Below are 21,769 nucleotides of genomic sequence, written 5' to 3'. Positions count from 1 at the left end.
CGAAGACCTCACTTTGCCAACAGATGGCATAAAAAACAGAAGACCTTGAAGCTGTTGCAGTTGGTCTTGTGCTGCCTGTTGATATTCGCGAGCTCAGGAACGGTCGGCGTTCAAGCTGAGTCGCCGAATGTCCTGCTGATCGCGGTCGATGACCTGAACGACTGGGTCGGCTGCCTCGGTGGGCACTCGCAGGCGCAAACGCCGAACATCGATCGCCTCGCGGCGCGGGGGATGCTTTTCACGAACGCACATTGTCAGGGGACGATGTGCAATCCTTCACGGATTAGCTTGCTGTGGGGACGTCGACCTTCTTCGACTGGCTTCTACAGCAATCGTTATCCCGTTGCCGAAGAGCCCGAGTTCTTGAGTTCGCATGTCAGTCTGCCTGCCCATTTTGCAGCCAATGGTTACAAGACGCTGACCGCAGGCAAAGTGTTTCACAGCAGTGCTCCCGTGAAAGACTATTTCCAAGTCGTGGGGCCGCGTCCGGGACATTGGCGCAAGGGGCTCGACAAGAAAGTTCACGACAAGCCGAAAGGATGGCACGGCATCTGGGACTTCGGCCCCCAGGACTACGACGAATCGAAGTTCGCCGATCACGTCGTGGCCACCTGGGTGACCGAGCAACTTGGCGCAGAACACGACAAACCGTTTTTCCTCGGCTTTGGTTTCTACCGTCCGCATGTACCGTTCTTTCCGCCACGTCGCGTTTACGACAGTTTCAAGAACGTGCAACTACCGCGAGTTGATGAGGATGACTGGAATGACATCCCCGACGCTGCGCGCAAGGTGTCGATGAGCAATCCAAAGATTCCGACACATGACTGGATGCGGAAAGAAGGTCGCTGGAAACAGGCGGTTCACTGTTACCTCGCTAGCGTTCGGTGGACCGACGAACAACTCGGCCGCGTTCTCGATGCGCTGGACACGGGCCCGCACGCAATGAACACCATCGTTGTCCTGTTCTCCGACCACGGTTACCACCTCGGCGAGAAACAACGCTGGTCGAAGTTTTCACTTTGGGAACGCACGACGCACGTCCCACTCATCATCAGCCTGCCCGGTGGCTCTAAAGGCAAATGCGGCAAGCCGGTCGAGTTGTTGAGCATCTACCCAACGCTGATCGAGCTCTGCGGCCTGCCCGCGAATCAAAAGCTCGAAGGCGTCAGTCTCCAGCTATTGCTCGAGAACCCAAACGCGGACTGGAAGCATGTCGCCATTTCAACGATGGGGCGGAACAATCACGCCATGCGTGACGAGCGTTGGCGATATATCCGATACGCCGATGGCAGCGGAGAACTTTACGATCACCAAGCCGACCCGAATGAGTGGAACAACATTGCTTCAAAGCCGCTACCTTCGGGGTTGCACACCAAGGTGATCGGGCGACTAAAGAAACACCTTCCAAAGACAAACTCGCCCCAACGGGGTCAAACAGAAAGATAAATACTGGATTTCCCATGAAGATTTGTCACCTCATTGCTGTCGCTTTCGCCGCTTTCCTTTTGTTTCCTTCGCACACTCACGTGAACGAACCCCGCAAAGCGGACGTCATCGTCTACGGTTCTACCCCAGGCGGCTTCTGCGCCGCGATTGCTGCCGCTCGCGAAGGCGCATCGGTCATTCTTCTCGAACCCACGAACCACATTGGCGGATTGAGCACCGGTGGACTTAGTCATTGCGACTCGAACCAGATGGTCCGCAGTACCCTGATCGGCCTGTTCGACGAATGGCATACTCGGATCGTGAAAGACTACACCGATCGCGGTCTTGAAGCGCCTTACCAGCCTTCGAAGAAGAACACTGCAAAGTGGACGTTCGAGCCACATGTCGCGATGCGGGTAACCAGGAAGATGCTCAACGAGGCCGGGGTCACGGTGCTGACCGAACGCTATCTCAAGTCGGTCACGAAAGAAGGCCCGCGTATCACATCGCTGGTCACGAAGAATGGCACGTTCACGGCAAGAGCGTTCATCGATGGCAGTTACGAAGGTGACCTGATGGCGGTCGCTGGTGTCGACTGGACCATCGGTCGCGAGGGGCGTGACGAATACGGCGAGTCGCTGGCCGGGAAGCAATACCCGAAGGAGAAGATGAACATCAACGGCTTCGATGAGAACGGAAAGTTGTTGCCGCTGCTCACCACTGATGACGCAGGCGATGACAAGGCGGGCGACAACAACATCATGACCTACAGTTTCCGACTGTGCCTCACCGCCAGCGCGGACAACCGCGTGCCCATGCCCAAACCGGACCACTACGACCCGGCCCGGTTTGAGATCATCCGCCGCTATTTGAAGAGTGGCGGTGGAAGTGTTGGTTATGACAGGTATCCCCTGCCGGTCAGAAATGTTGGGCTCGGCCAGTTGAAGCTTCCCAACAACAAGTTCGATGGCAACAACTCGATCGGACGACAATTTTCAATCGGCCTGGTCGGCGGCGCTAACGAATGGCACTCGGCCGACGAAGCAGGGAGAAAGAAGATCTGGGAAGCCCACAAACAATACACCCTCGAGTTCATCCACTTCCTGACTACCGACCCGGCAGTCCCCGCGAAGATCCGCAATCAATATGCAAAGCTTGGTCTTTGCAAGGACGAGTTCGTCGAACACGATCACTTCCCGCCCGCCCTTTATGTCCGCGAATCGCGTCGCATGAAGGGAATGTATGTCATCAGCCAAAGGGACATCATCGACGAGCCGGACAAGGACGACCCGATCGCAATCTCTTCCTTCCCCATCGACTCACATGACGTCCAACGCATCGCGCTGAAGGATGGCGGCGTGATCAACGAAGGCACGATCTTCCCCGTGCGTGTGAAGGGTCAGCATGTTGGCTACGCCTACCACGTACCCTACCGCGCGATACTGCCGAAGCCGGACCAATGCGACAATCTGCTCGTGCCCATCGCGCTGTCATGCACCCACGTGGGCATCTCGTCGCTCCGGATCGAAGGCGCATGGATGGTGATCGGCCAGGGAGCGGGTGTTGCGGCCGCATTGGCAGCGAAAGACGAAGTACCCGTGCAGAAACTCAACTACACGAAACTGCGCGAGCGATTGCTTGCTCAAAAACAGGTTCTGGAATTGCCGAAAGTGCCTGAGAAGCCATCCGCGAACGGCTCCATTGCCGCGGATTCGTTTTCCGGAATTGTATTGGACGACAAGCAAGCGAAGCTGACAGGCAATTGGTCTCCATCAACGAATTTCAAACCATACGTCGAAGACGGATACATCTTCAGCGGAGAAAACGATGCGAAATCAAGAGGCGATGGCAAAGCGACCGCGAACTTTCGATTCAAAGCGCCAAAGTCCGGGCGATATCAGTTGCTCATGGCTTACTCGGCGCACGAAACCCGTGCGGAGAACGTCCCCGTGACCGTTTCGTCCGGTCCCCACAGCCATGGCATCCAAGTCGATCAAACCGTGCCGCTTCCAAACGGCAAACATTTTCGCCCGATCGGAACGGTCGATCTCAGTGCGGATGTGAAAACAGAAATTCAAATAACGAACGCAGACACGACGGGTTTTGTGATCATAGACGCCTTGCAATTACTGCCTGTGGAACGGAAATAATGACACGTAAATTGATCAACGGACCAATGAGATACCGAATCCTACGATTGGGCGTACGCAGCCTGATTTGCGCTGTGCTTTTCGCGTGGACTGCGGGCGTCGTGGAAGCCGCCGACAAACCGAACATCGTTGTCTTTCTGACGGACGACCAGGGCTACGGCGACCTCGGTTGCTTCGGCTCGGATTCACTTGAGACACCAAACATCGACCGGCTATGCAAGCAGGGCATGAAGTTCAGCGACTTTTATGTGCATCAGCGGTGCTCGCCGACGCGTCTGGCGTTCATGACTGGTTCGCACGCGCACCGCGCGGGTTGCACCAAAGTCATCTACAACAAAGACCGCATTGGAATTCACGCGGACGAAGTCACGACGCCAGAGCTGCTGAAGACCGCCGGCTACACGACGGGAATTGTGGGCAAGTGGCATCTGGGCGAATGGGACGCGTTTAATCCCACTCGTCACGGCTTCGACTTCTTTTACGGTTTCATGATCGATCTCGACCAGGGTACGGGCATCTATCGGAACCTGAAACGCATTGAGTCGATCAAGCACAAGACCGACGGAAAGCATTCCCCGAAACTGCTCGACGCCGCGATTGGCTTCATCAAAGAGAACAAAGAACGCCCGTTCTTTCTCTACTACGCTTCGCCGTTGCCGCACACGCCGTGGATTCCGAATGAGCTTTTCAAAGAGACTTCCCGGCGAAGCACTTACGGTGATGTGATTCGTGAAATCGACTGGCAGGTCGGTGAACTCATGAACGCACTTGACGAACATGACATCGCGGAAAACACGCTGTTCGTCTTCGCATCGGACAACGGCCCCGTGCTTGGCATCGACGGCGGCGATGCTGGCCCATACCGCGATGGCAAATGGACTGACTTTGAGGGCGGCATTCGTGTGCCGTGCATCATGCGCTGGCCAGGCACCATCAAACCCGGTTCAACGAACCCTCAGATCACCGGAATCATCGACCTGCTGCCGACGTTCTGCGCGATCGCCGAAGTCGATCCGCCGGGCGACCGTGTCATCGACGGCCGAAGCATCCTGCCTTACATGAAGAGCGAGAAGGTTGAAAAACCAATCCACGAATCATTCATCGTGCCAGGCTCGATGATTCGTCACGGGCAGTGGAAGCTGCTTGTCCGAGACCTAAAGCCAGGCGGAAAGAGCGGTCGAGAGGGAAAGCGTCCATCCGCTCCAGCGGGTTCGCTCTTCAACCTCCAAGCCGATCCCGGTGAGACTCAAGACGTCTCAGCCGATCAGCCCGCAATTGTGGCGGACCTGCGATGCAGAATGAACGAAGCGGTCAGCGAACTCGAAGCCAACAGTCGACCGATTGGCAGATTTCCTGGTGCGGACGATCCAAAGACAAAGAAGAACAGAAAGAACAGGAGCAAACAATAGATGCGTTTCAGACTCATACAATTCTTAGCCGGTGCCATCATTGCGCTGTTCACACAGTCGGTCGGGGCAGCGACACCGACGGAAAGACCGATGAACGTGCTTTTCCTGGTTGCCGACGACTTGAACAGCTGGATGTTGGAAAACGCGGATCGCTATGCAGGCAAGGTGGTCGCACCGAATCTTCGAAAGCTTGCCAACAGTGGAGTGAACTTTACGCGAGCTTATACCGCCGCGCCGGTTTGTTCGCCATCTCGCACGGCGTTCTTTTCCGGTGTAGCCCCCTGGAAATCGGGTATCTACAACAACGCGCAGACCATCAGCAGTAGCGAGGCACTCAACCAGGATGCGGTGCTATCTCTGGCCGGGTTGTTCAAGAAGAGTGGCTACGACACCTTCGGTTACGGCAAAATCACCCACGGCTGGGACCAGAAAGAACACTGGGATGATAAAGTCGGCCACAAAAGAGATCCGGCTCCTCCCGGTGCGCCTCTGGCCAAACTCAGCGGGGGCGAGCAGGACTGGGGACCGATCCACCTCACCGAAGAACAAATGAATGACACCGGAGGAGCCAATCGAGCCATCGCGGTCTTAGAGAAAAAACACGATAAGCCATTCTTTCTGGCCTACGGCTCTTTCAATCCTCACATGCCTTGGTATGTCCCGCAAACGTATTTTGACATGTACCCCCTGGACCAGATTGTCCTTCCCGAACTGAAGGAGGATGACCTGGATGACCTTCCTCCCCTGGCGAAAGGAGTGAGTGACGGGATCGGGAGCTTCGCCGACAAGGTGATTAAGTCCGGCAAACATAAAGAGGCGGTGCAGGCCTACTTGGCCACGACTACCTACGTCGATACGCAGATGGGGCGCGTCCTCGATGCCCTCGAAAAAAGCCCCTACAAGGACAACACCATTGTCGTCTTCCTCAGCGACCATGGCTTCCACTTGGGGGAAAAGCACCACTGGCAAAAAACCACACTCTGGGAAGAGGGGACTCACACGTTGTTGATGTTCCGCGCGCCGGAGGTCACCACAGCCGGGGGCATGTCGGAAAGGTTCGTATCCCTGTTGGATATCTACCCCACCGTAGCCGAACTCTGCGGTCTAACGCCCCCCGCGTACATCGATGGACGCTCGCTGGTCCCCCTGCTTAGAGATCCGAAGGCTCCGTGGCAAAGCACCGCCATCACCGGATTGTGCAATAAAACCAAAACGGACCTTGCCTACATCAGCATCCGCCACGAACTCGGACGCTACACCCGCTATGGGGCCGAAGAAGCGGAGTTCTACGACACGACCAAGGACCCTCACGAATGGACCAACCAGATCGATAACCCGAAATATGCCAGTACTGTCAAAAAGCTCCGCGCCTTGGTCCCCGGCTTCGAGGATGCCGCTCAGCCCCTTCCCTCCGCCCTGACCAAGAAGCGTAGGGAAACCCAACAAGGGAAAGAGAAGAGATCGTCCAGTCCTTTCACATTATGAAAACAACCCGAACCTCAGGACCTACCATGAATCCTTCCGCTCAGAACCACCCTTCACGTCGAACCGCATTGAAATCGCTCGGCGCGACCACCACGCTGGCTGCGTCCGGTCTGTTGCCGTCAGCAATCTACGCTGCCTCGCCAGCATCGGCGAATGCCAAGTTGCGAGTCGGGCTGATTGGAGCGGGGAATCGAGCCAAATGGCTGATACGCGCGTTGTCTCGCGAGTCGCATCGAGCCGAATTGGTCGCCGTTTGCGATTGTTATCTACCGCAGATCGATGTTCTTGCGGCTGACTATAAGAACGATCCAAAAGCCAGCGCAGCGTGGAAACGTTATCAAAATTACGAACAGATGTTCGAGCAAGAAGAGCTTGACGCGGTCATGATCGCAACACCGGATCACGTACGTGTGCGGGCGGCGATTATCGCCTGTGCGAAAGGGCTAGATATCTACGCCGAAAAGCCGCTCAGCTTCAGCATTCCCGAAGGCCGTGCGTTAGTCAAAACCGTTCGCAAGCACAAACGCGTGTTGCAGGTCGGAACGCAACAACGCAGCACGGCTAACAACCAATATTCCTGTGAATTTGTTCGAAACGGCGGCCTCGGCAGAGTGCACACAATTCTCGTCAAGAACTACTCCGGCTCGCGCGGGGCAACGGGTCTCGAAAAGCAGGACATTCCCGAAGGCATGGATTGGGATCAATTCTGCGACCGGGCGCCGTTGCTCGACTACCACGAGCAACTTCACCGTCGGTGGCGAAATTTTGATACCTTTACCGGAGGCCCCATTTGCGATCGCGGTGCACACGCCCTGGACATGGTTCATTTGGCGATGGGCTGGGATAATGTCGCGCCAACGCGAATCGAGCCGATCACGGATGCAAAAGACGTTCGCCAGAGCGGAGTCCGTCTTTATTACCCTGACGGCACGGTTGTTCGACTCGAAAGCGACAATGGACCGGCTTTTGGCGGCATCTTTATTGGCGAGAAAGGCAAGTTGGAAATCAACCGAGGACGCTTCGCCTGCAACCCGACGACGCTGCTTGCTCCTTTCGAAGGCGAGGAGTCCGAAAATCACGTCGGCAACTGGCTCGACTGCATTGAGTCACGGGAGGAACCCAATGCTCCCGTTGAAGTCGGGCATTTGATCACCAGCGTCGCGCACCTGATCAACATTTGTCGGATTACGGGCCGCACAATCAACTGGGATGCCACCGAAGAGCAGGTCATCGGCGATGACGCGGCGAATGCATTGCTGACCAAAGAACGACGTCCCGAATTCGCGCTTCCCACTGTCTAGCCCAAGGACCTCAAATGCTTTCCGCTTCATCCTGTCGTTCTAATCTTTCGACAACGCTACGGTGTTTTTCAACCATCGTGCTCGTTGCGATCTTGCTTTGCTGTGGCTCCGCCTTCGCCGATAATTGGGCCACGCTGTTTGACGGCAAAAATCTCGATGGCTGGAAACGTTCTCGCGACAACAAGCAGTTCGCGATTGTCGACGGCGTCATCGTCGGCACGAGTTCCAGCCAGACTCAGTTTCTACACACGGTCGAAGAGTACGGTGATTTCGAACTCGAACTGGAAGTCAAACTTCACCACACGGACTTGAACTCGGGCATTCAAATCCGGACCGGGTTGACTCGCAAGAACGCGAAAGGCCAAGCGAGGGAATCGACCCACGGCCCTCAAGTCGATATTGGAAAATCTCCGGGGCGTTCCGGACACATCTTCAACCAGGGCAATGGTGCCTGGATCACGCCCCAGGAAGACCTGACTCGGAACGAGCTGATGGTCAACGGAGAATGGAACAAGCTGCGTGTAGTGGCCGTCGGCCCGCGAATTCAAACCTGGATCAATGGCAAACAAGTTGCGGATGTCGCCGATGATGAAGCGTATGCGAGGTATCCTTCGGGCGTGATCTCGCTGCAGGTACACGGTGTGAAGAAGTCACCAGAGAAAGCACGCCACGTTTCGTTTCGATCGATTCGTGTTCGCAAGTTTCGATCAAAGACCAATGAATAAGTATTTGAATTCCTGTAAACAAACAACGTGTAGTCATAACGATCCAGGAACTTCCATGAATCCAGCGGGATCAATCGCTCAAGCGAGTTTGTCTTTCTTATTCGCATTTCTGCTGGCTGGCACAGGCTTGGCCGCTGAGAAGCCGAACATCGTTCTTCTGCATATTGATGCCTGGGCGTGGAACGGGTCTAGGATTGCTATGGATGACTCGATGCCGAATTCCCGCACGCCGGTGCTGCAGATGCCGAATGTCGAGCGTTTGGCTCGCGAGGGCATGAAGTTCACCAACGCGTGCATCTGTGCTACTCTCCGACCGGCCAATTCCGAATGTCTGACATCGCTTCTAAACGACATAACCCTTCGCTACAAAAGCACTTGTGACCGAGGGTTAACGGGTCGGAGTGTGACCAGACTAAGCCAAGCTCCCCGAGCCGGACTTGAAACAAGCTTAAACACGAGGTGAGGATAGTGGACAGTGAAACCCCGCAAGTCATTGGTTAAAAACCACTTGCGAATTCATGCCCCAAATCGCACGAACTGATTGAACTTTTTCCGACCAGCGATTCACACCGAAAAGGCTTTAAAAAAAGCCGCTGATCGCATTTGATCAGCGGCTCATGTTCCGGGTAGTGGAGGATAACGGACTTGAACCGATGACCTCCTGCATGCCATGCAGGCGCTCTCCCAACTGAGCTAATCCCCCGAGGTTGTTGCCACCCAGTGAACCTGGTTGGCCTGTGAGGGGCGGAGTTTATCGGGTCATCCGCAGGTGCGTCAAGACCGTGGGCGCACTTTTCTTGATCACATCGTCCACATCGCTCGCAGAGACGAATTTCCGTTGACGGCTGGGTGTTGGATTTGATAGTTCGCTAGGTAACTAAGTGATCTGCCAATTGACTTTCCATGCGAACGAACCGTTGAAACGCATTCCCGACCGCCCTACGACCGCTGACCAAGGAGCTCGATCGCGTGCCGCCCAGGCCGCGTGGCAATGGCCGTTGGCAGGCGTACTGTGCGTGGGCGTGCTGCTCACGCTGACGGGATGTCGCGGCCGAGCACAGGAGGATCTTTATCGGCAATCGCTGCAGCGTGAGGTACGGCAGCTAGAGGACCAGCTGTACGAAGCCGATTACGAAAACCGCATCCTGATCGACAAACTTCGCCGCGAGCGACTCGCCGATTCCACGGCGTCGAGAAAGGTAGATCCGGCAGAATCCGATCCAACTTATGTGCCTGCGAACTCACCTGAATTTCGGGCGAGTGACGGGACCGATGGCGGGGCTTCAGGGACAACAAAGGGGGCCCCCAACCGTGGCAGGCCGCTGCGGGATCCTCCCCGTGAAACGATCCCTCCCGGACCGAAGACTCCGGACGCGAACCCGCCGGCGGCTCCGGTGCCAGATGCGAACACGGACCGCGCGAGGGACGATGACTATGATGACCTCCCAGACATGGACGCACTGATCGAGCCAGGAGAGTTGGTGGATCCCGGCGATCTGGTCGATCCTGGTACGCTTGTCGACCCAGGGACATTGCAACGCCCCGTTCCTATTCCTACTCCAACCGATCCAGACAAGGGAGAATCCGGTGAGAGCAAGAGCGAGGCTCCTGGCTTTCAGTTGCTGCCGCCACCGGGCGGCCCTGTCCCTCCGGGCACAGAGGACTTGGAGATTGAGCCAATTGATCCTGGCATCCCGCTACCGCCGAGTTCACGTGATGGGCAGTCCGATGACGATCCGAGCAAGATTGAGTTGCCAGGCGTGAGCATGCTCGGCGGTCTGGGGCCGGTTGCGGGTTCCACGCCGAAAATTGAACTTCAACCTACCAAGATTAGGATCGATGCCACCACCAGCCGGGTGCGAATCAGCGCGGAAGAAGAAACGAGGTTGCGGAATCCCAGTGGTGAGCAGAGTGTTGCCGAGGGGACGCCTGTAGTCGTGACCGAAGGAGTGGACCTGACGATTCGGGCGGACGATCAATTCGGCCATCCAATCGCCGTTCTAGGCCGGACGCACGATCCGATCGATCCGCTGCGATCGCCCGATGCAGCGACCCCACGTCCATTACCTACCAATAACTCGCGCCTTACCATCATCGCGCTGGATCCCAACAAGAGCGGAGACGAGGCAAAGTTAGGTCGCTGGGATTTTGATACTGAGAAATTGCGGCAGCTTGAGACATCGAGCTTGGCAAACCCTGCGAGCGGATACGCGATCACAGTCCCCATCCGCTGGCACGAGAAGGTGCCGGTCGGGGAGGCAGTGGTGTTTTTCGCGCGATTCGAAGCTGGCGCTCGCGATCTTCGGTGTGAATCAGAGATCAGCTTGAAAAAACAACCATCGGTTGCTGGTTGGTTGCCCCGGCGTTAAATCGTCACCGGACATCACTCTGCCCTTACATCGCAAAAATGGTTTGTTTTTCGGCGAGAATACAGTCATACTAGTGGGCCAGAGTTCTCGGCTGTCGAGTTCGCTCTGACTTTAGTTTCCGCTGGCGATTGTTCTCACTGTGCGTATTTTTTGGACTCAGTTACTGGCCACAGCTCCAATTCTGGCGACCGCTGCGCTATTGACGACGACATGTTCCACCGCTGTGGCTCAAGATCCGTTCTCCAAAGGACCGCCCGGGATGGTGCGTCCATCGCGAGGCGGACCTCCGCCGGGCCAGCCCGGAGGTTCAGGTGGGCCGACTGAGCCCGGCAAAGAAGGGGAGAAGCCGGACGAGGCTAAGGGTGAGGGCGATGCCAAAAAAGACGGTGGCGAAGGATCCAACCCGCCAAAAGTTGTTCGTCGGGACGGTTTAGACCTGCCTCAAGGAGATCCTGCCGAACTCAAGGCCACCGTGGGCGAGGACGGGAAGGTGGGTTTCCGGTTCCGCAATCAAGGCTGGATTGATTTGGTCGGATGGCTGTCAGATATCTCGGGTCAACCAATTGATTGGCAAGAATTGCCGGGTGACGCTGTCAACCTCGTCAGTCCCGGGCGCCTGTCGATCTCTGACACTGCTGACCTGATCAATCGTCATTTGCTGGCACGTGGTTACACGATGCTCGAGCTGGAGGGTGGCATTACCATCGTGAAGACGGACGCCATCAATCCCGGGATGGTGCACTGGGTGACTGTCGAAGAGCTACAGAAACTGCCCAATCACTCGTTCGTGCGAACGATGTTAGACGCGGGCTGGCTGTCGGCTGAAAAACTGGCTGTCGAGCTGGCACCGATGCTCAGTGGCTCAGGAAAGATGACTGCGTTGGCGACGACGAACCGCATCGAGGCAATGGACGCAGCGGTCAATCTTCGCGAGGTTGCCCGTCTGCTGGGCGAAGAGCGTGACTCGGCCAGCCGCGATGCCTTGGCCCCCGAATTTCGGTTGCGTCACATTCCAGCGGAGGAGGCGAAAACGCTGCTCGAGGAGTTCCTCGGCGTCAAAGAGAAGAGTGCGGCACCAATGAGCCGCGATCAGATGGAGATGATGCGGCGGATGCAGCAACAGCAGCAACAGGGGGGACAACCTCCTCCAGCCAAAAGCGAAGTGGAAATTTCGATCGTGGCCAATGTGCGGCAAAACTCGGTCCTCGTGCGGGCACCCATTGACCGGGTGGCCATCGCCGCAGAATTCATCAAGCGAATCGACGTGCCTGGCGGTTCACTGAAGTCGCTCACTGACGCTACCAGCCGCGTTGAAGTTTATCGATTGGTGTCGTTGGATCCCGAGAAACTGATCGAGATTGCTCAGGAGATGAACGTGCTCGAACCGACGACGAGAATTCGTGTCGATAAGGACAACAAGGCCGTCATCGTGTCCGGCGCGGCCGCAGATCGATTCATTATCAAATCATTGATCGAACGCCTCGATGGCGGAAAACGCCGATTTGAGGTTTTGCAGTTGCGGCGGCTTGATGCAGCTGCCGTTACTGAATCCATTTCATTTCTGATGGGCAAGAGCAAGGAGGACGACAACAACAGTCGTCGCAGCCGATACTCGTATTACGGTTTCGGAGGCGGCGATGACGAGGATACGGACGACGACGAATTCCGCGTCGCGGCGAACACGAGCTACCGGCAGGTGCTGTTGTGGGCCAACGAGGCGGAAATGGAGGAAGTGCGCTCGCTGTTGATCAAGCTTGGTGAACTTCCACCGCCCGGCGGCAGCGGGCAAACCGTCCGCGTGATCGAAGCATCAGCCAATCCTGAGACACTCGAGTACTTGAGGCAGCTCAAAGCGCAGTGGCAGGCCATGTCACCCAATGAGTTGATCTTGCCGAGTGAAGACGAGCTTTCTGATCCTGCCGGCCGGAGCGGTGCCGAGACCGAGGAGGGGGATAGTTCCGAAGAGTCGCTGGACTCCCAATCGGAGCCCGACAAACCGTCGAAGAAGTCCGACGACGAACCTATTGTGAAAGACGGGAATGACGTTCGTGCCTGGCCGCGGGATCAAGCGGCCTATGCCGCCGTCATGTTGACCGCCGACCAGTCTGCTGCGAGCCAGTCGGACGAGGCCAATCCCGCCCCCGTTGAAATACGTTTTGACGCGCAGGGCAACCTGGTGCTGTCGAGCAGCGACACGAAAGCGCTCGATAAGCTAGAGAATTTGATGCTCGACATCAAACCGCCGAGCCGATCTTATGAAGTCTTCAAAATCAAGAACGCCTCGGTGACGTTGCTGACACTCGATTTGGAGGATTACTTTGAAGATCCTGAGGAAAAGGATGATGACTCAAATGATATTTATCGCTGGATCTTCGGTGGTGGCGATGCGAGCGATGACGGACCCACGGGACTTGCTAAAGGCGGCAAACTGAGGTTTTTACCCAATTCGGATACGGGAACCATCATTGTCACCGGTGCTTCAGGGGCGCAGCTGCAAACGATTCGCGAGCTGATCGAACTGTGGGATGTTGCCGAGCCAGTCAATCCCAAACTCAGCCGGTTTACGAAACTTGTCACCGTTCGCTATGGTCGTAGTGAGAAAATTGCTGAGACAGTCAAAGAGGCCTACCGTGATTTGCTCAGCAGTAACGACAAGGCGTTCTCAGCCGGAGGTGGTGGCAACAACGGCAGCAAACGTTCGAGCAATCGCAGTGAGGGTTCCGGGTTAGAAGACTCTGAGAGCGGTCGTAGCGGTGGTGGCAATGACTTTTCGTTCAATGGTAAGTTATCAATTGGTGTCGACGAGCTTGGCAACACGCTGTTGGTGAGCGCCGAAGGTGAATCGCTGTTAGAATTGATTGTATCGATGATCGAAAAACTCGATCGCGCCGCCCAGCCCGGTGGCGAAATTGAGATTGTCACGTTTTCCGGAGATATTTCGGCCGAAACTTTGCGGCAGGCAATGTCCGCGTTAGGCACAACGACGATGGGCGAATCGGCACGAGGTCGAGCTTCCGACTTTCGTAGTTCTGACCGACGCACCGATGATCGCGGCAGCAGAGACCGTCGTTCGGACCGTGGCGGCGACCGAGATCGGGGAGGCGACCGCGGCGGTGAGCGTGGAGGCGGTCGAGACCGCGGTGGAAGTGGTCCTCCACAGGGAGATCGGTAGCATTCTGAACCTGTGCTAACCGAGAAAGTAAATCGATTGAAAGCCAATCCGCTGTCGATGAGATTCGCACGCCGCGTGATGGCGCACGCTGGTTTTATTGTCATAGCGTGGCTGCTCATCGCGGTACTCGCCAAGGGTATGGCGCCGTCGTGGAAGTCGGTGGCGCTCGATGGTGACTTTGACTACCTGCCGTCGACACAGAATAGTGTGGCCGGTGGGCGTCTGCTCGATCGGGCATTCAAGGGGACACGAGCACGTAGCCAAATGGTGCTCGTCTTCGCGAAAGATGACGAGCCGTTTGCCACGCGGGATCATCTACTCGGTCTCGACGTTTTGCGGCGGCTTTACCACCGCTTAGGTGAGGTTTGTTGGCAGCGATCCGAACGCATCGCCTGTGGTGACGTACCGCCTGACGAACCAATGTTGCCTCAGCCTGATATGCTGCCCAATGCAGCATCGGGGGATGTTACTCCGATCGTTGATTCAACGGAGCTGACTGTCGAGGCGGGTGCCAACTCGGGAGAGGGCGCGGCGGATTCGGCCGACACGAAGCCAGTGATTCTCGACGAGAGGAGCAACTCTGCCCAGCGTTGGCTGGGCGCAGCGGTGGAGGCATTCGATCAAGCGATCGAAATCGATGCAGACTTCTATAAACTGCTCGGAGACCGTGTTCCCTCACGTGCCCCAACCGCCTACGAACCACGACTGGCGATCGCCTATCAGGATCGTGGAGAGCTAGCGAGGTTTCGCTGTGCCGATCCAGCGCTCATCGAAGAGGACCTTGCGTCAGCCAAGGTACTCGCTCCCAACATTGAGTCCAGCACGATTCCAATCGCAGAGCGCGATCTCGATGAATGGCAAGTTCTACTGGACGTTTACAGCTGGAAGGAACCTGTCATTGGCGCGCAACTACGGCGGACCCACGCGAGAATCGCCGTGCTGCCGCTCGCCAGTGAACTGGCAGCAACAGGCAATATCGAGCTGCTCACTCAACTACGGCAGATTGTCGAGCAGTGCGTTCAGTATCAGCGTGAATACTTGCGTGCCGACGAACTTGCGCAGGCGGATGATCTTCAAGTTCGCATCACGGGGTCGGCCGCGATCGGCGGCGAGACCTTGTTGGCAGCGAGTTCGGCGATCGCGTATACCGAATCGTTCACGATCATCATGATTTTGATCATCTTGGCGGTAGTGTACCGAGCCCCTTTGCTCGTCGCAGTTCCGTTAGTCACGATTGCGGTGGCCGTGATGGTGGCGACCGCCGCCGTGACTACACTTGCGGGGATATCGGCGAGTAGCCCGGGGTTGGGTTTGGACTTGAAGGTGTACACGACGAGTCGAATTTTTGTCGTGGTGATTCTTTTTGGTGCCGGCACGGACTACTGTTTGTTTTTGATCTCTCGGTTGCGGGAGGAAGCCGCCATCCATCCATGGCCGGTCGCTTGCGAACGCGCCCTTGGAGGCGTCAGCAGTGCGCTGCTCGGCAGTGCGCTGACGACGATCGTGGGGCTCGGCATGATGTGGTTTGCTGAGTTCGGCAAGTTTCACCACACGGGACCTGTCATTGCCATTTGCCTAGGCATCGGCTTACTCGTATGCATGACCTTGACCCCTGCATGTCTACGGCTGTTAGGACCGATCGTGTTCTGGCCAAACAAGATCACCAGTTCCGACCGCCGACCCGTCATTTCTCTGTTGCCCAGTCGCAGCCCGAGCGGTGCCGAGCAACCTGCAAATCGCGTGACGGAGCACCGGCGAATGAATGGTGGCAGTCGAGCGTGGAATGCTGCATCGATCGCGCTGACTCGGTACCCGATCTGGACTTTGGCGGCGGGATGGTTGCTGCTGATTATGCCCGCGATCGGGGGACGCATCCATGAACGAGACGTCACCTATGATCTAAGCGGTCAGCTGCCTCAGACCGCGGGCAGTCGACAAGGTATGCAGACGCTCGATCGCAATTTCGGTGTGGGCGAGTTCGCACCGATTTCCGTGCTCGCGCTGGCCAGGGTGGATCAGGATGAGGCAACTCTCACAGCGACACGAACGCGATTGACGGAGTCACTCTACGATATCGATGGCGTGCGTCGGGTACGATCACTCACTGATCCGCTGGGCGATTTCCCACCCGAGCGAGAGATGAGTCTGCTCAGCAAGGAAGCATGGCGGCGCCGCGCATTGCAGAACCACCGACTCTCCCGGATTCACTTTGTTGCCAACGAACCCCAGTTCACAGACCGCCTGATTCGACTGGACGTGATTGTCCAGGAAGATCCGTTTTCTCAAGCAGCGGCGGTTAAATTAAAAACGATTGAAGATGAAACCCGCCGCGTGCTGCAGAGCCAAACGGGCGAAAGCGGTGCGTCATGGGAGTTGTATTACACCGGGACGACGGCATCGATTGTTGATCTTCGCGAAGTCACGCTGCGTGATACCAGGCGAATCAAGATCGCGGTGATTCTCGCGGTGCTTGCCGTGCTCATCATCGTGCTGCGCCGCGTCGTCCTGTCGCTTTATTTGATTGCCACCGTATTATTGAGTTACTACGCGACGCTAGGATTGACGTATTGGTTTTTTAGAGCCATCGATGGCCCCGATTTCCTCGGACTCGATTGGAAGTTGCCACTGTTTCTCTTTGTGATCTTAGTAGCGGTCGGGCAAGACTATAACGTTTATTTGGTGACGCGCATTATCGAAGAACGTCGGCGTTTAGGGTCGCTCGCCGCGGTCCGGCGGGCAGTCGCGAGAACAGGCGGAATCGTCACTGCGTGCGGGATCGTGATGGCCGCGACTTTCTTGAGTATGACCGCGTCGGCGTGGTGGCCTCCGGTCATTGCTTGGCTGGGCTTGACCACGCCCAACGCTGCGGGCGAATTTCAGCAAACAACTTTGCGTGGTATCACGGAATTGGGTTTCGCACTGGCGGTAGGAGTTTTGATCGACACACTCTATGTCCGTACTGTGCTGGTGCCTAGTTTTGTCGTATTGCAGGATCGGTTCCGACGCCGTTACTTATCTTGAGGGCCTCCTGTGCATGTTTCCGCTGGATGAGCGATTAAGGCCGCGCGAAGTAGATTTAGTTGCAATAGCGTTCTCCGTGCAATGCACGGTCCATCTTTTTGCGACTCACTAGCGAATGACGCTTCCGTCGGATGTCATGCACGCTCCTCCGCTCGGGTGTTCGCACAATTTTTGCTATTTGATCAGGCATATGCCCCAATGAAATGAGATCGCGTTTGAACTCCAGATCGCGTTCTGACTCAAGGTGCATCCGCCACTGGAGAACAGCTTGCGTGCCCAGTGCAATGACAGTTACCGTCAGCATGCCGGCGAGCGCCAGTATCGCGGCGAGTACCATGCCGGGGTTGTGATTGAGAGAATTCCCAGCAAACACAGCGGGGTGGCAAACTTTCTGGTCCAGGTCATCATTCAATATTCCTAAGTCGTCTGGTGAGTTAGAAACGAGCAACAGGCGCCCCGGCGATTCCGCAACCCTCCTAACATACTGTATGAGCGCGCTAGTGTGGCAGTTTGATCGTGAGGAAGATGTGGTTGCCGCCATGCAGCTGGCGGTCGCAGTGAGATTTGGCTAGCGATCTGAGCCCGCTCCCTGCACTCACTTTCAGGTGCGTCAAGCAACGCCCGGAGGAATTCGGCAGGTGAAAATGATTGCCGCCTGGAAGCCGCCGCGGCCTATCGGTTAGGATCTGGGTTGTCATACGTCACGTTTCCTTTGGCTTACCGAAACTCTTCACATGATACGCGTTGCCCTGATTGGATCGACCGGTTACACGGCCCTGGAGGTCGCACGGCTGTTGCTTGCTCATCCGCAGGCTGAGTTGACAGTGGCGACTAGCCGCTCGGACGAGGGAAAACCGCTGGCCGAAATCCATCCATCGTTGGCAGGGCGTTGCGAAATTGCCTTGCAGGAGTTCGCTCCCGCTCGCATTGCGGAGCAGGCGGACGTGGCAATGTGCTGTTTGCCCCATGGTGCCTCTGCCGAGACCGTACGTGAGTTGGCGGCAGTAGGCATACGTGTGATCGATTTTAGTGCCGACTTCAGGCTGTCATCGGTGCCCCTCTACGAACATTGGTACGGTGTGAAGCATCCGTGGCCGGAACGGATCGGTAGCGTCGTCTATGGGATGCCGGAGTACTATGCAGACGAAATAGCGACCGCTGATATCGTCGCCAATCCAGGCTGCTATCCGACGTCGGCAATCATGCCATTGGCGCCATTGGTTCGAGATCGTTTGATCGAAAACGATGATATCATTGTGGACTCCAAGAGCGGCGTCAGCGGTGCCGGGCGCTCGCCCAAACTCGGCACACTCTACTGCGAGGTCAACGAATCGATCGCCGCCTATGCCATCGCGTCACATCGTCACGGTCCTGAGATGCAAGACTTGATCCATCGTATCTCCGGCGAGTCCGTTCAGATTTTGTTCACGCCGCATTTGACGCCCATGGACCGGGGTATTCTGTCTACGATCTATGTGCGTCCCAAGCTCCTCGAGGGCGACACGGTGGAAACGGTTCAGACGCGACTGATGGGCGCGCTGCGGCATGCCTATCAAGGTCAGCCGTTTGTGCATGTGGTCGATCACATCCCCGCGACCAAGCACGTGGTGATGACGAACCATGTTCAAATGACAGTGCGAGTCGCGGGTGAAAAGAACTCTCCCGGCCGAGCCGTGATTGTCTGTGCGATCGATAATTTGTCAAAAGGAGCCAGTAGCGCTGCGATTCAAAATATGAACGTGATGTTTGGACTCGATGCGACGACCGGGCTGTGATTGAGCTGCCCCAGGGCGCAGACGGTTGGGCCCGCTGGCCGCCTCAAACTGAGGCGATTGCCCAGGCATTGCAAGGAGCGTGGGCCAGTGGCGAGTGGGGTAAGTACGACTCGCCCGTGCACGCGAGGTGCGTCGATACGGTAACTCAAGCGATGTCCATGTCCAGCGAGAGTGTGGCCGCGATTTCGCCGCTCTGGCAATTCTATCTCGATCGCATGGAACCACCGCCTCTGATCCGGTTATGTAGTAGCGGGACCGCTGCGGTGGAACTGGCGCTACGTTGCTGCGGGGTTGTGGCTGGTGACGAAGTTGTGGTTGCCGCCTACGACTATCCCGGCAACTTCCGCTGCATCGAACTGCTGGGCGCGACTCCCGTACTCGCGGATGTTCGGCCCCGCGGCGTGACAATGGACCCTCAGTCGCTGCGGGAAATAGAGGGCGACGATATTAAAGGCGTGGTGGTTTCCCATCTCTACGGCGAACTGGCTGACATCCTCGCGATTCGCGAAATCTGTGACCAGAGAAACTGGTGGCTCATCGAGGATGCGTGTCAGGTCCCGGGTGCGGGCTGGGAGGTGGGCAAGGATCCTAGCTCAAGCACTTTCGCTCCCGTCGGGTGCTTAGCGGACTGCGCAACCTTGAGTTTTGGTGGCAGCAAATTATTGTCCGCTGGTAACGGTGGAGCGATCGTTACCCGAAACCCGCGTTTGCACTCACGCCTACGCTCCTTCCTCGATCGGCCCAGCGATATGTTGCCACTTTCGGCGTTGCAGTGCGCCGTACTGATACCACAGTGGGGAATGTTGGATGAATTGAATCGCCGCCGCTGCGACATGGTCTCTCGCTTGCGTGGATGGGATTGGACGCGTCTCGGTGCGGCCCCTATCTCGATGGCCGTCGGGGGCCAGACAAACGCACACTATAAATTTGCCGTGCAAGCCAAAGATGCGTCTGGGCGGGCGTTGCTGCTGCGGCGTTTGCGGTCGATTGGACTGCCAGTGGGCGAGGGGTTTCGCAGTATGCATGGCACGAGCGGGCGGCGAAGTCGCAAGCCCGTTTCACTGGATCATTCGCAACTTTTGGGAGAACGCTGTCTCGTGATTGACCATCGGGCATTGCTGGCGAACGACCTCATAGAGCGACTAGATCAAGCTTGCATCACTGATGGAGAATCTGACGCCGTCAGCTGAGTCGATGCGTAGTGAGCAATCGGTAAATACGTCGAAATGATCATGCTTACCGAAGCTACGAGCAGGCTGCTACCGATGGCTAGCTCGCCGCAAACGATCCATGATCGCCATCCCAAGCCCATCTTCGGCACAGCAGTCTACCTGAATCTGTTCGAACTCAAGAGCGTCGGCACGGCGTAGCATTGCGTACAGTTCAGCCGCGGCGCTCTCGAGTTTTCCGTCTGGGTTGAAGGACCAGATTTCCCCGTGGTTAGGACTCAGCCGCTCGTCGACGGGGCCGAATACAATTCGCAGGACGCGACCACCCCCGCTGGAGGTTTCCGCTGATGGTGAACCTGCTTTGACGAGACACAGCGGCGTGCGCGGCGAATAGTGTTTCGCGAATTGGCCCGGTGCAGCAACCGGTGGTGCATCGGTGGGGTGAGGGGGAACGCCTTCGACCGGCTGCCCGATGGCCTCACTCAACTGTGCTGGCGAGATCGCCCCGCTACGCAGGACTCGCGGCGGCGAAGCATCGCCCTTCAATAACACAATGGTCGATTCCAAACCGACCCGGGAGGGGCCGCCATCAAGAATCATCGCGACGTGTTCTCCTAACCCCGCAGCTACATGGTGAGCGGTCGTTGGGCTTACATAGTTGGCCCGATTCGCACTGGGGGCGGCCACGGGCACAACGCAGTCAGCAATCCTGGAGAGTTCTCGTAGCACCGCCAGAGCAACGGGATGATCCGGCACCCGTACGGCCACCGTGTCACCCCCTGCGGTGACATGATCGAGTACGGCGCCGCTACGAGGGCCGATCAGCGTGAGCGGGCCAGGCCAAAATTTGCTGAGTCGGTCGGCCTGCTCCTGGAAATTCGAGGAACACTCCTCGCTGAAGAGACCAAACGCGTCGGACGCGGTGGCGGTATGCAAGATGAGCGGGTTGCTACGAGGCCGTTTTTTTGCAGTAAAAATTCGCTCGACAGCTTTCGCGTCATCTCCGCGGGCAGCCAACCCGTACACGGTCTCGGTAGGCAAACCGATCAGTTCGCCAGCAAACAAGCAGTTTGCAGCACGGCGAATCGCTACATCGGTCGCCGAAAATACTTTTCTCTCCACCAGGTTAGTCACATTTCTTAATCGCGTGGGGTCGGAAACCGAAGAGCATTGATTGGAACTGTTCGACATCTCCAGATGGCGTCGCCGCTCTCCGCGGTTAGGGGTGACTGAACAATTCTGACTGGCATTGAGCCTCAGATTCTATGCGCTGCTCGGCGAGTCTGGAAAGAGTACAATCGGCCTGGAAAGCCCGCCACCGCCTATTTGGGATCGATATGAATCGCGACCAGACTCCATTCCAAATTGATCGCTCACCTCGCCCGGCAATGGGCGAAAGCGATCCGTGGATCGGCGCAAAGCAGTTTGAATGGACAGGATTGGCCGGCGGTTGCTTGATGACCTCCGGTTCTGCTGTGTTAACGTGTTGCCTACTCATACTCGACGGTGCCTTGGTAATGGCGGTCCTGGCCGCGATGGCCGCAGGGGGCGTCCAGTGGGTGAATAACGAGCAAGCCAGCCAGTTTCTGCTGTTCTCCGGTCCGATCTGTCTTACCATTGTTCAATGGTTGATGATCGACACGCTCCGCGGGATCGTGCGGCGGCAGCGCCGTCGCAAGTTCGGCCTTGTTGACCACGCCGAGTAAGTGGATGCCAAGCGAGCGAGGGAAACGATCCAATGTCGCGATCAGCTCAATTTCAGCTAGCA

At 56.8% G+C, this 21,769-nt stretch carries 14 protein-coding genes and 1 tRNA gene; 12 read left to right on the top strand and 3 right to left on the bottom strand.

All coding sequences use genetic code 11. The annotated features are described in order from the left end of the window. The first annotated feature begins 45 nt into the window (after positions 1 to 45). From Poly21_RS04100 to Poly21_RS04075, 6 genes are all read left to right on the top strand, one after another. Positions 46 to 1,446, top strand: a complete 1,401-nt coding sequence (locus Poly21_RS04100; RefSeq protein WP_146405702.1) for a sulfatase — start codon at positions 46 to 48, stop codon at positions 1,444 to 1,446. A 14-nt stretch (positions 1,447 to 1,460) separates the two neighbouring features. Beyond that, entirely contained in the window at positions 1,461 to 3,575 is a 2,115-nt protein-coding gene (locus Poly21_RS04095) for an FAD-dependent oxidoreductase (RefSeq protein ID WP_146405701.1), read from the top strand. After that, positions 3,575 to 4,984, top strand: coding sequence for a sulfatase-like hydrolase/transferase (locus Poly21_RS04090; protein WP_146405700.1), 1,410 nt, complete (start codon positions 3,575 to 3,577; stop codon positions 4,982 to 4,984). The genes Poly21_RS04095 and Poly21_RS04090 overlap by 1 nt, the downstream gene beginning before the upstream one ends. Positions 4,985 to 5,074: 90 nt before the next feature. Beyond that, the gene (locus tag Poly21_RS04085; RefSeq protein WP_302117470.1) at positions 5,075 to 6,469 is read left to right on the top strand and encodes a sulfatase; all 1,395 of its coding nucleotides are present in this window, start codon (positions 5,075 to 5,077) and stop codon (positions 6,467 to 6,469) included. A 26-nt stretch (positions 6,470 to 6,495) separates the two neighbouring features. Then, positions 6,496 to 7,770 (top strand): Gfo/Idh/MocA family protein, encoded by a 1,275-nt coding sequence (locus Poly21_RS04080; RefSeq protein WP_146405698.1) that lies wholly within the window; start codon positions 6,496 to 6,498, stop codon positions 7,768 to 7,770. A 14-nt stretch (positions 7,771 to 7,784) separates the two neighbouring features. Next, a complete protein-coding gene (locus tag Poly21_RS04075) occupies positions 7,785 to 8,495 on the top strand; it encodes a 3-keto-disaccharide hydrolase (protein ID WP_146405697.1) in 711 nt (236 codons plus the stop codon). A 630-nt stretch (positions 8,496 to 9,125) separates the two neighbouring features. Here the strand turns inward: Poly21_RS04075 and Poly21_RS04065 are convergent. Continuing rightward, positions 9,126 to 9,198: transfer RNA gene (locus Poly21_RS04065), tRNA-Ala, on the bottom strand. A gap of 214 nt (positions 9,199 to 9,412) precedes the next feature. On the opposite strand from Poly21_RS04065, the gene Poly21_RS04060 reads away from it, so the two are divergent. The 3 genes from Poly21_RS04060 (at position 9,413) to Poly21_RS04050 (ending at position 17,057) form a co-directional block, all read left to right on the top strand. After that, positions 9,413 to 10,864: a hypothetical protein gene (locus Poly21_RS04060; protein WP_302117468.1), complete on the top strand. Its 1,452-nt coding sequence runs from the start codon at positions 9,413 to 9,415 to the stop codon at positions 10,862 to 10,864. Between the two features lie 259 nt (positions 10,865 to 11,123). Next, on the top strand, positions 11,124 to 14,036 hold the full coding sequence (locus Poly21_RS04055; protein WP_146406840.1) for a secretin N-terminal domain-containing protein: 2,913 nt from the start codon (positions 11,124 to 11,126) through the stop codon (positions 14,034 to 14,036). 36 nt (positions 14,037 to 14,072) lie between these two features. After that, entirely contained in the window at positions 14,073 to 17,057 is a 2,985-nt protein-coding gene (locus Poly21_RS04050; RefSeq protein WP_436967472.1) for an MMPL family transporter, read from the top strand. Positions 17,058 to 17,112: 55 nt separating this feature from the next. On the opposite strand, the gene Poly21_RS04045 is transcribed toward Poly21_RS04050, so the two are convergent. Beyond that, positions 17,113 to 17,469, bottom strand: coding sequence for a hypothetical protein (locus Poly21_RS04045; protein WP_146405696.1), 357 nt, complete (start codon positions 17,467 to 17,469; stop codon positions 17,113 to 17,115). A gap of 322 nt (positions 17,470 to 17,791) precedes the next feature. On the opposite strand from Poly21_RS04045, the gene argC reads away from it, so the two are divergent. After that, positions 17,792 to 18,832 (top strand): N-acetyl-gamma-glutamyl-phosphate reductase, encoded by a 1,041-nt coding sequence (argC, locus tag Poly21_RS04040; RefSeq protein ID WP_146405695.1) that lies wholly within the window; start codon positions 17,792 to 17,794, stop codon positions 18,830 to 18,832. Next, positions 18,829 to 20,022, top strand: coding sequence for a DegT/DnrJ/EryC1/StrS family aminotransferase (locus Poly21_RS04035; RefSeq protein ID WP_146405694.1), 1,194 nt, complete (start codon positions 18,829 to 18,831; stop codon positions 20,020 to 20,022). The genes argC and Poly21_RS04035 overlap by 4 nt, the downstream gene beginning before the upstream one ends. A gap of 69 nt (positions 20,023 to 20,091) precedes the next feature. Here the strand turns inward: Poly21_RS04035 and Poly21_RS04030 are convergent, their stop codons facing one another. Beyond that, positions 20,092 to 21,135: an L-threonylcarbamoyladenylate synthase gene (locus Poly21_RS04030; RefSeq protein WP_302117465.1), complete on the bottom strand. Its 1,044-nt coding sequence runs from the start codon at positions 21,133 to 21,135 to the stop codon at positions 20,092 to 20,094. A gap of 203 nt (positions 21,136 to 21,338) precedes the next feature. Between Poly21_RS04030 and Poly21_RS04025 the strand changes: the two genes are divergently transcribed. Next, positions 21,339 to 21,707: a hypothetical protein gene (locus Poly21_RS04025; RefSeq protein ID WP_146405692.1), complete on the top strand. Its 369-nt coding sequence runs from the start codon at positions 21,339 to 21,341 to the stop codon at positions 21,705 to 21,707. Positions 21,708 to 21,769 lie beyond the last annotated feature (62 nt).

Origin of the sequence: Allorhodopirellula heiligendammensis (assembly GCF_007860105.1) — a bacterium.
GTDB classification, from domain to species: domain Bacteria; phylum Planctomycetota; class Planctomycetia; order Pirellulales; family Pirellulaceae; genus Rhodopirellula; species Rhodopirellula heiligendammensis.
This window is presented reverse-complemented; position numbering and strand designations above follow the sequence as displayed.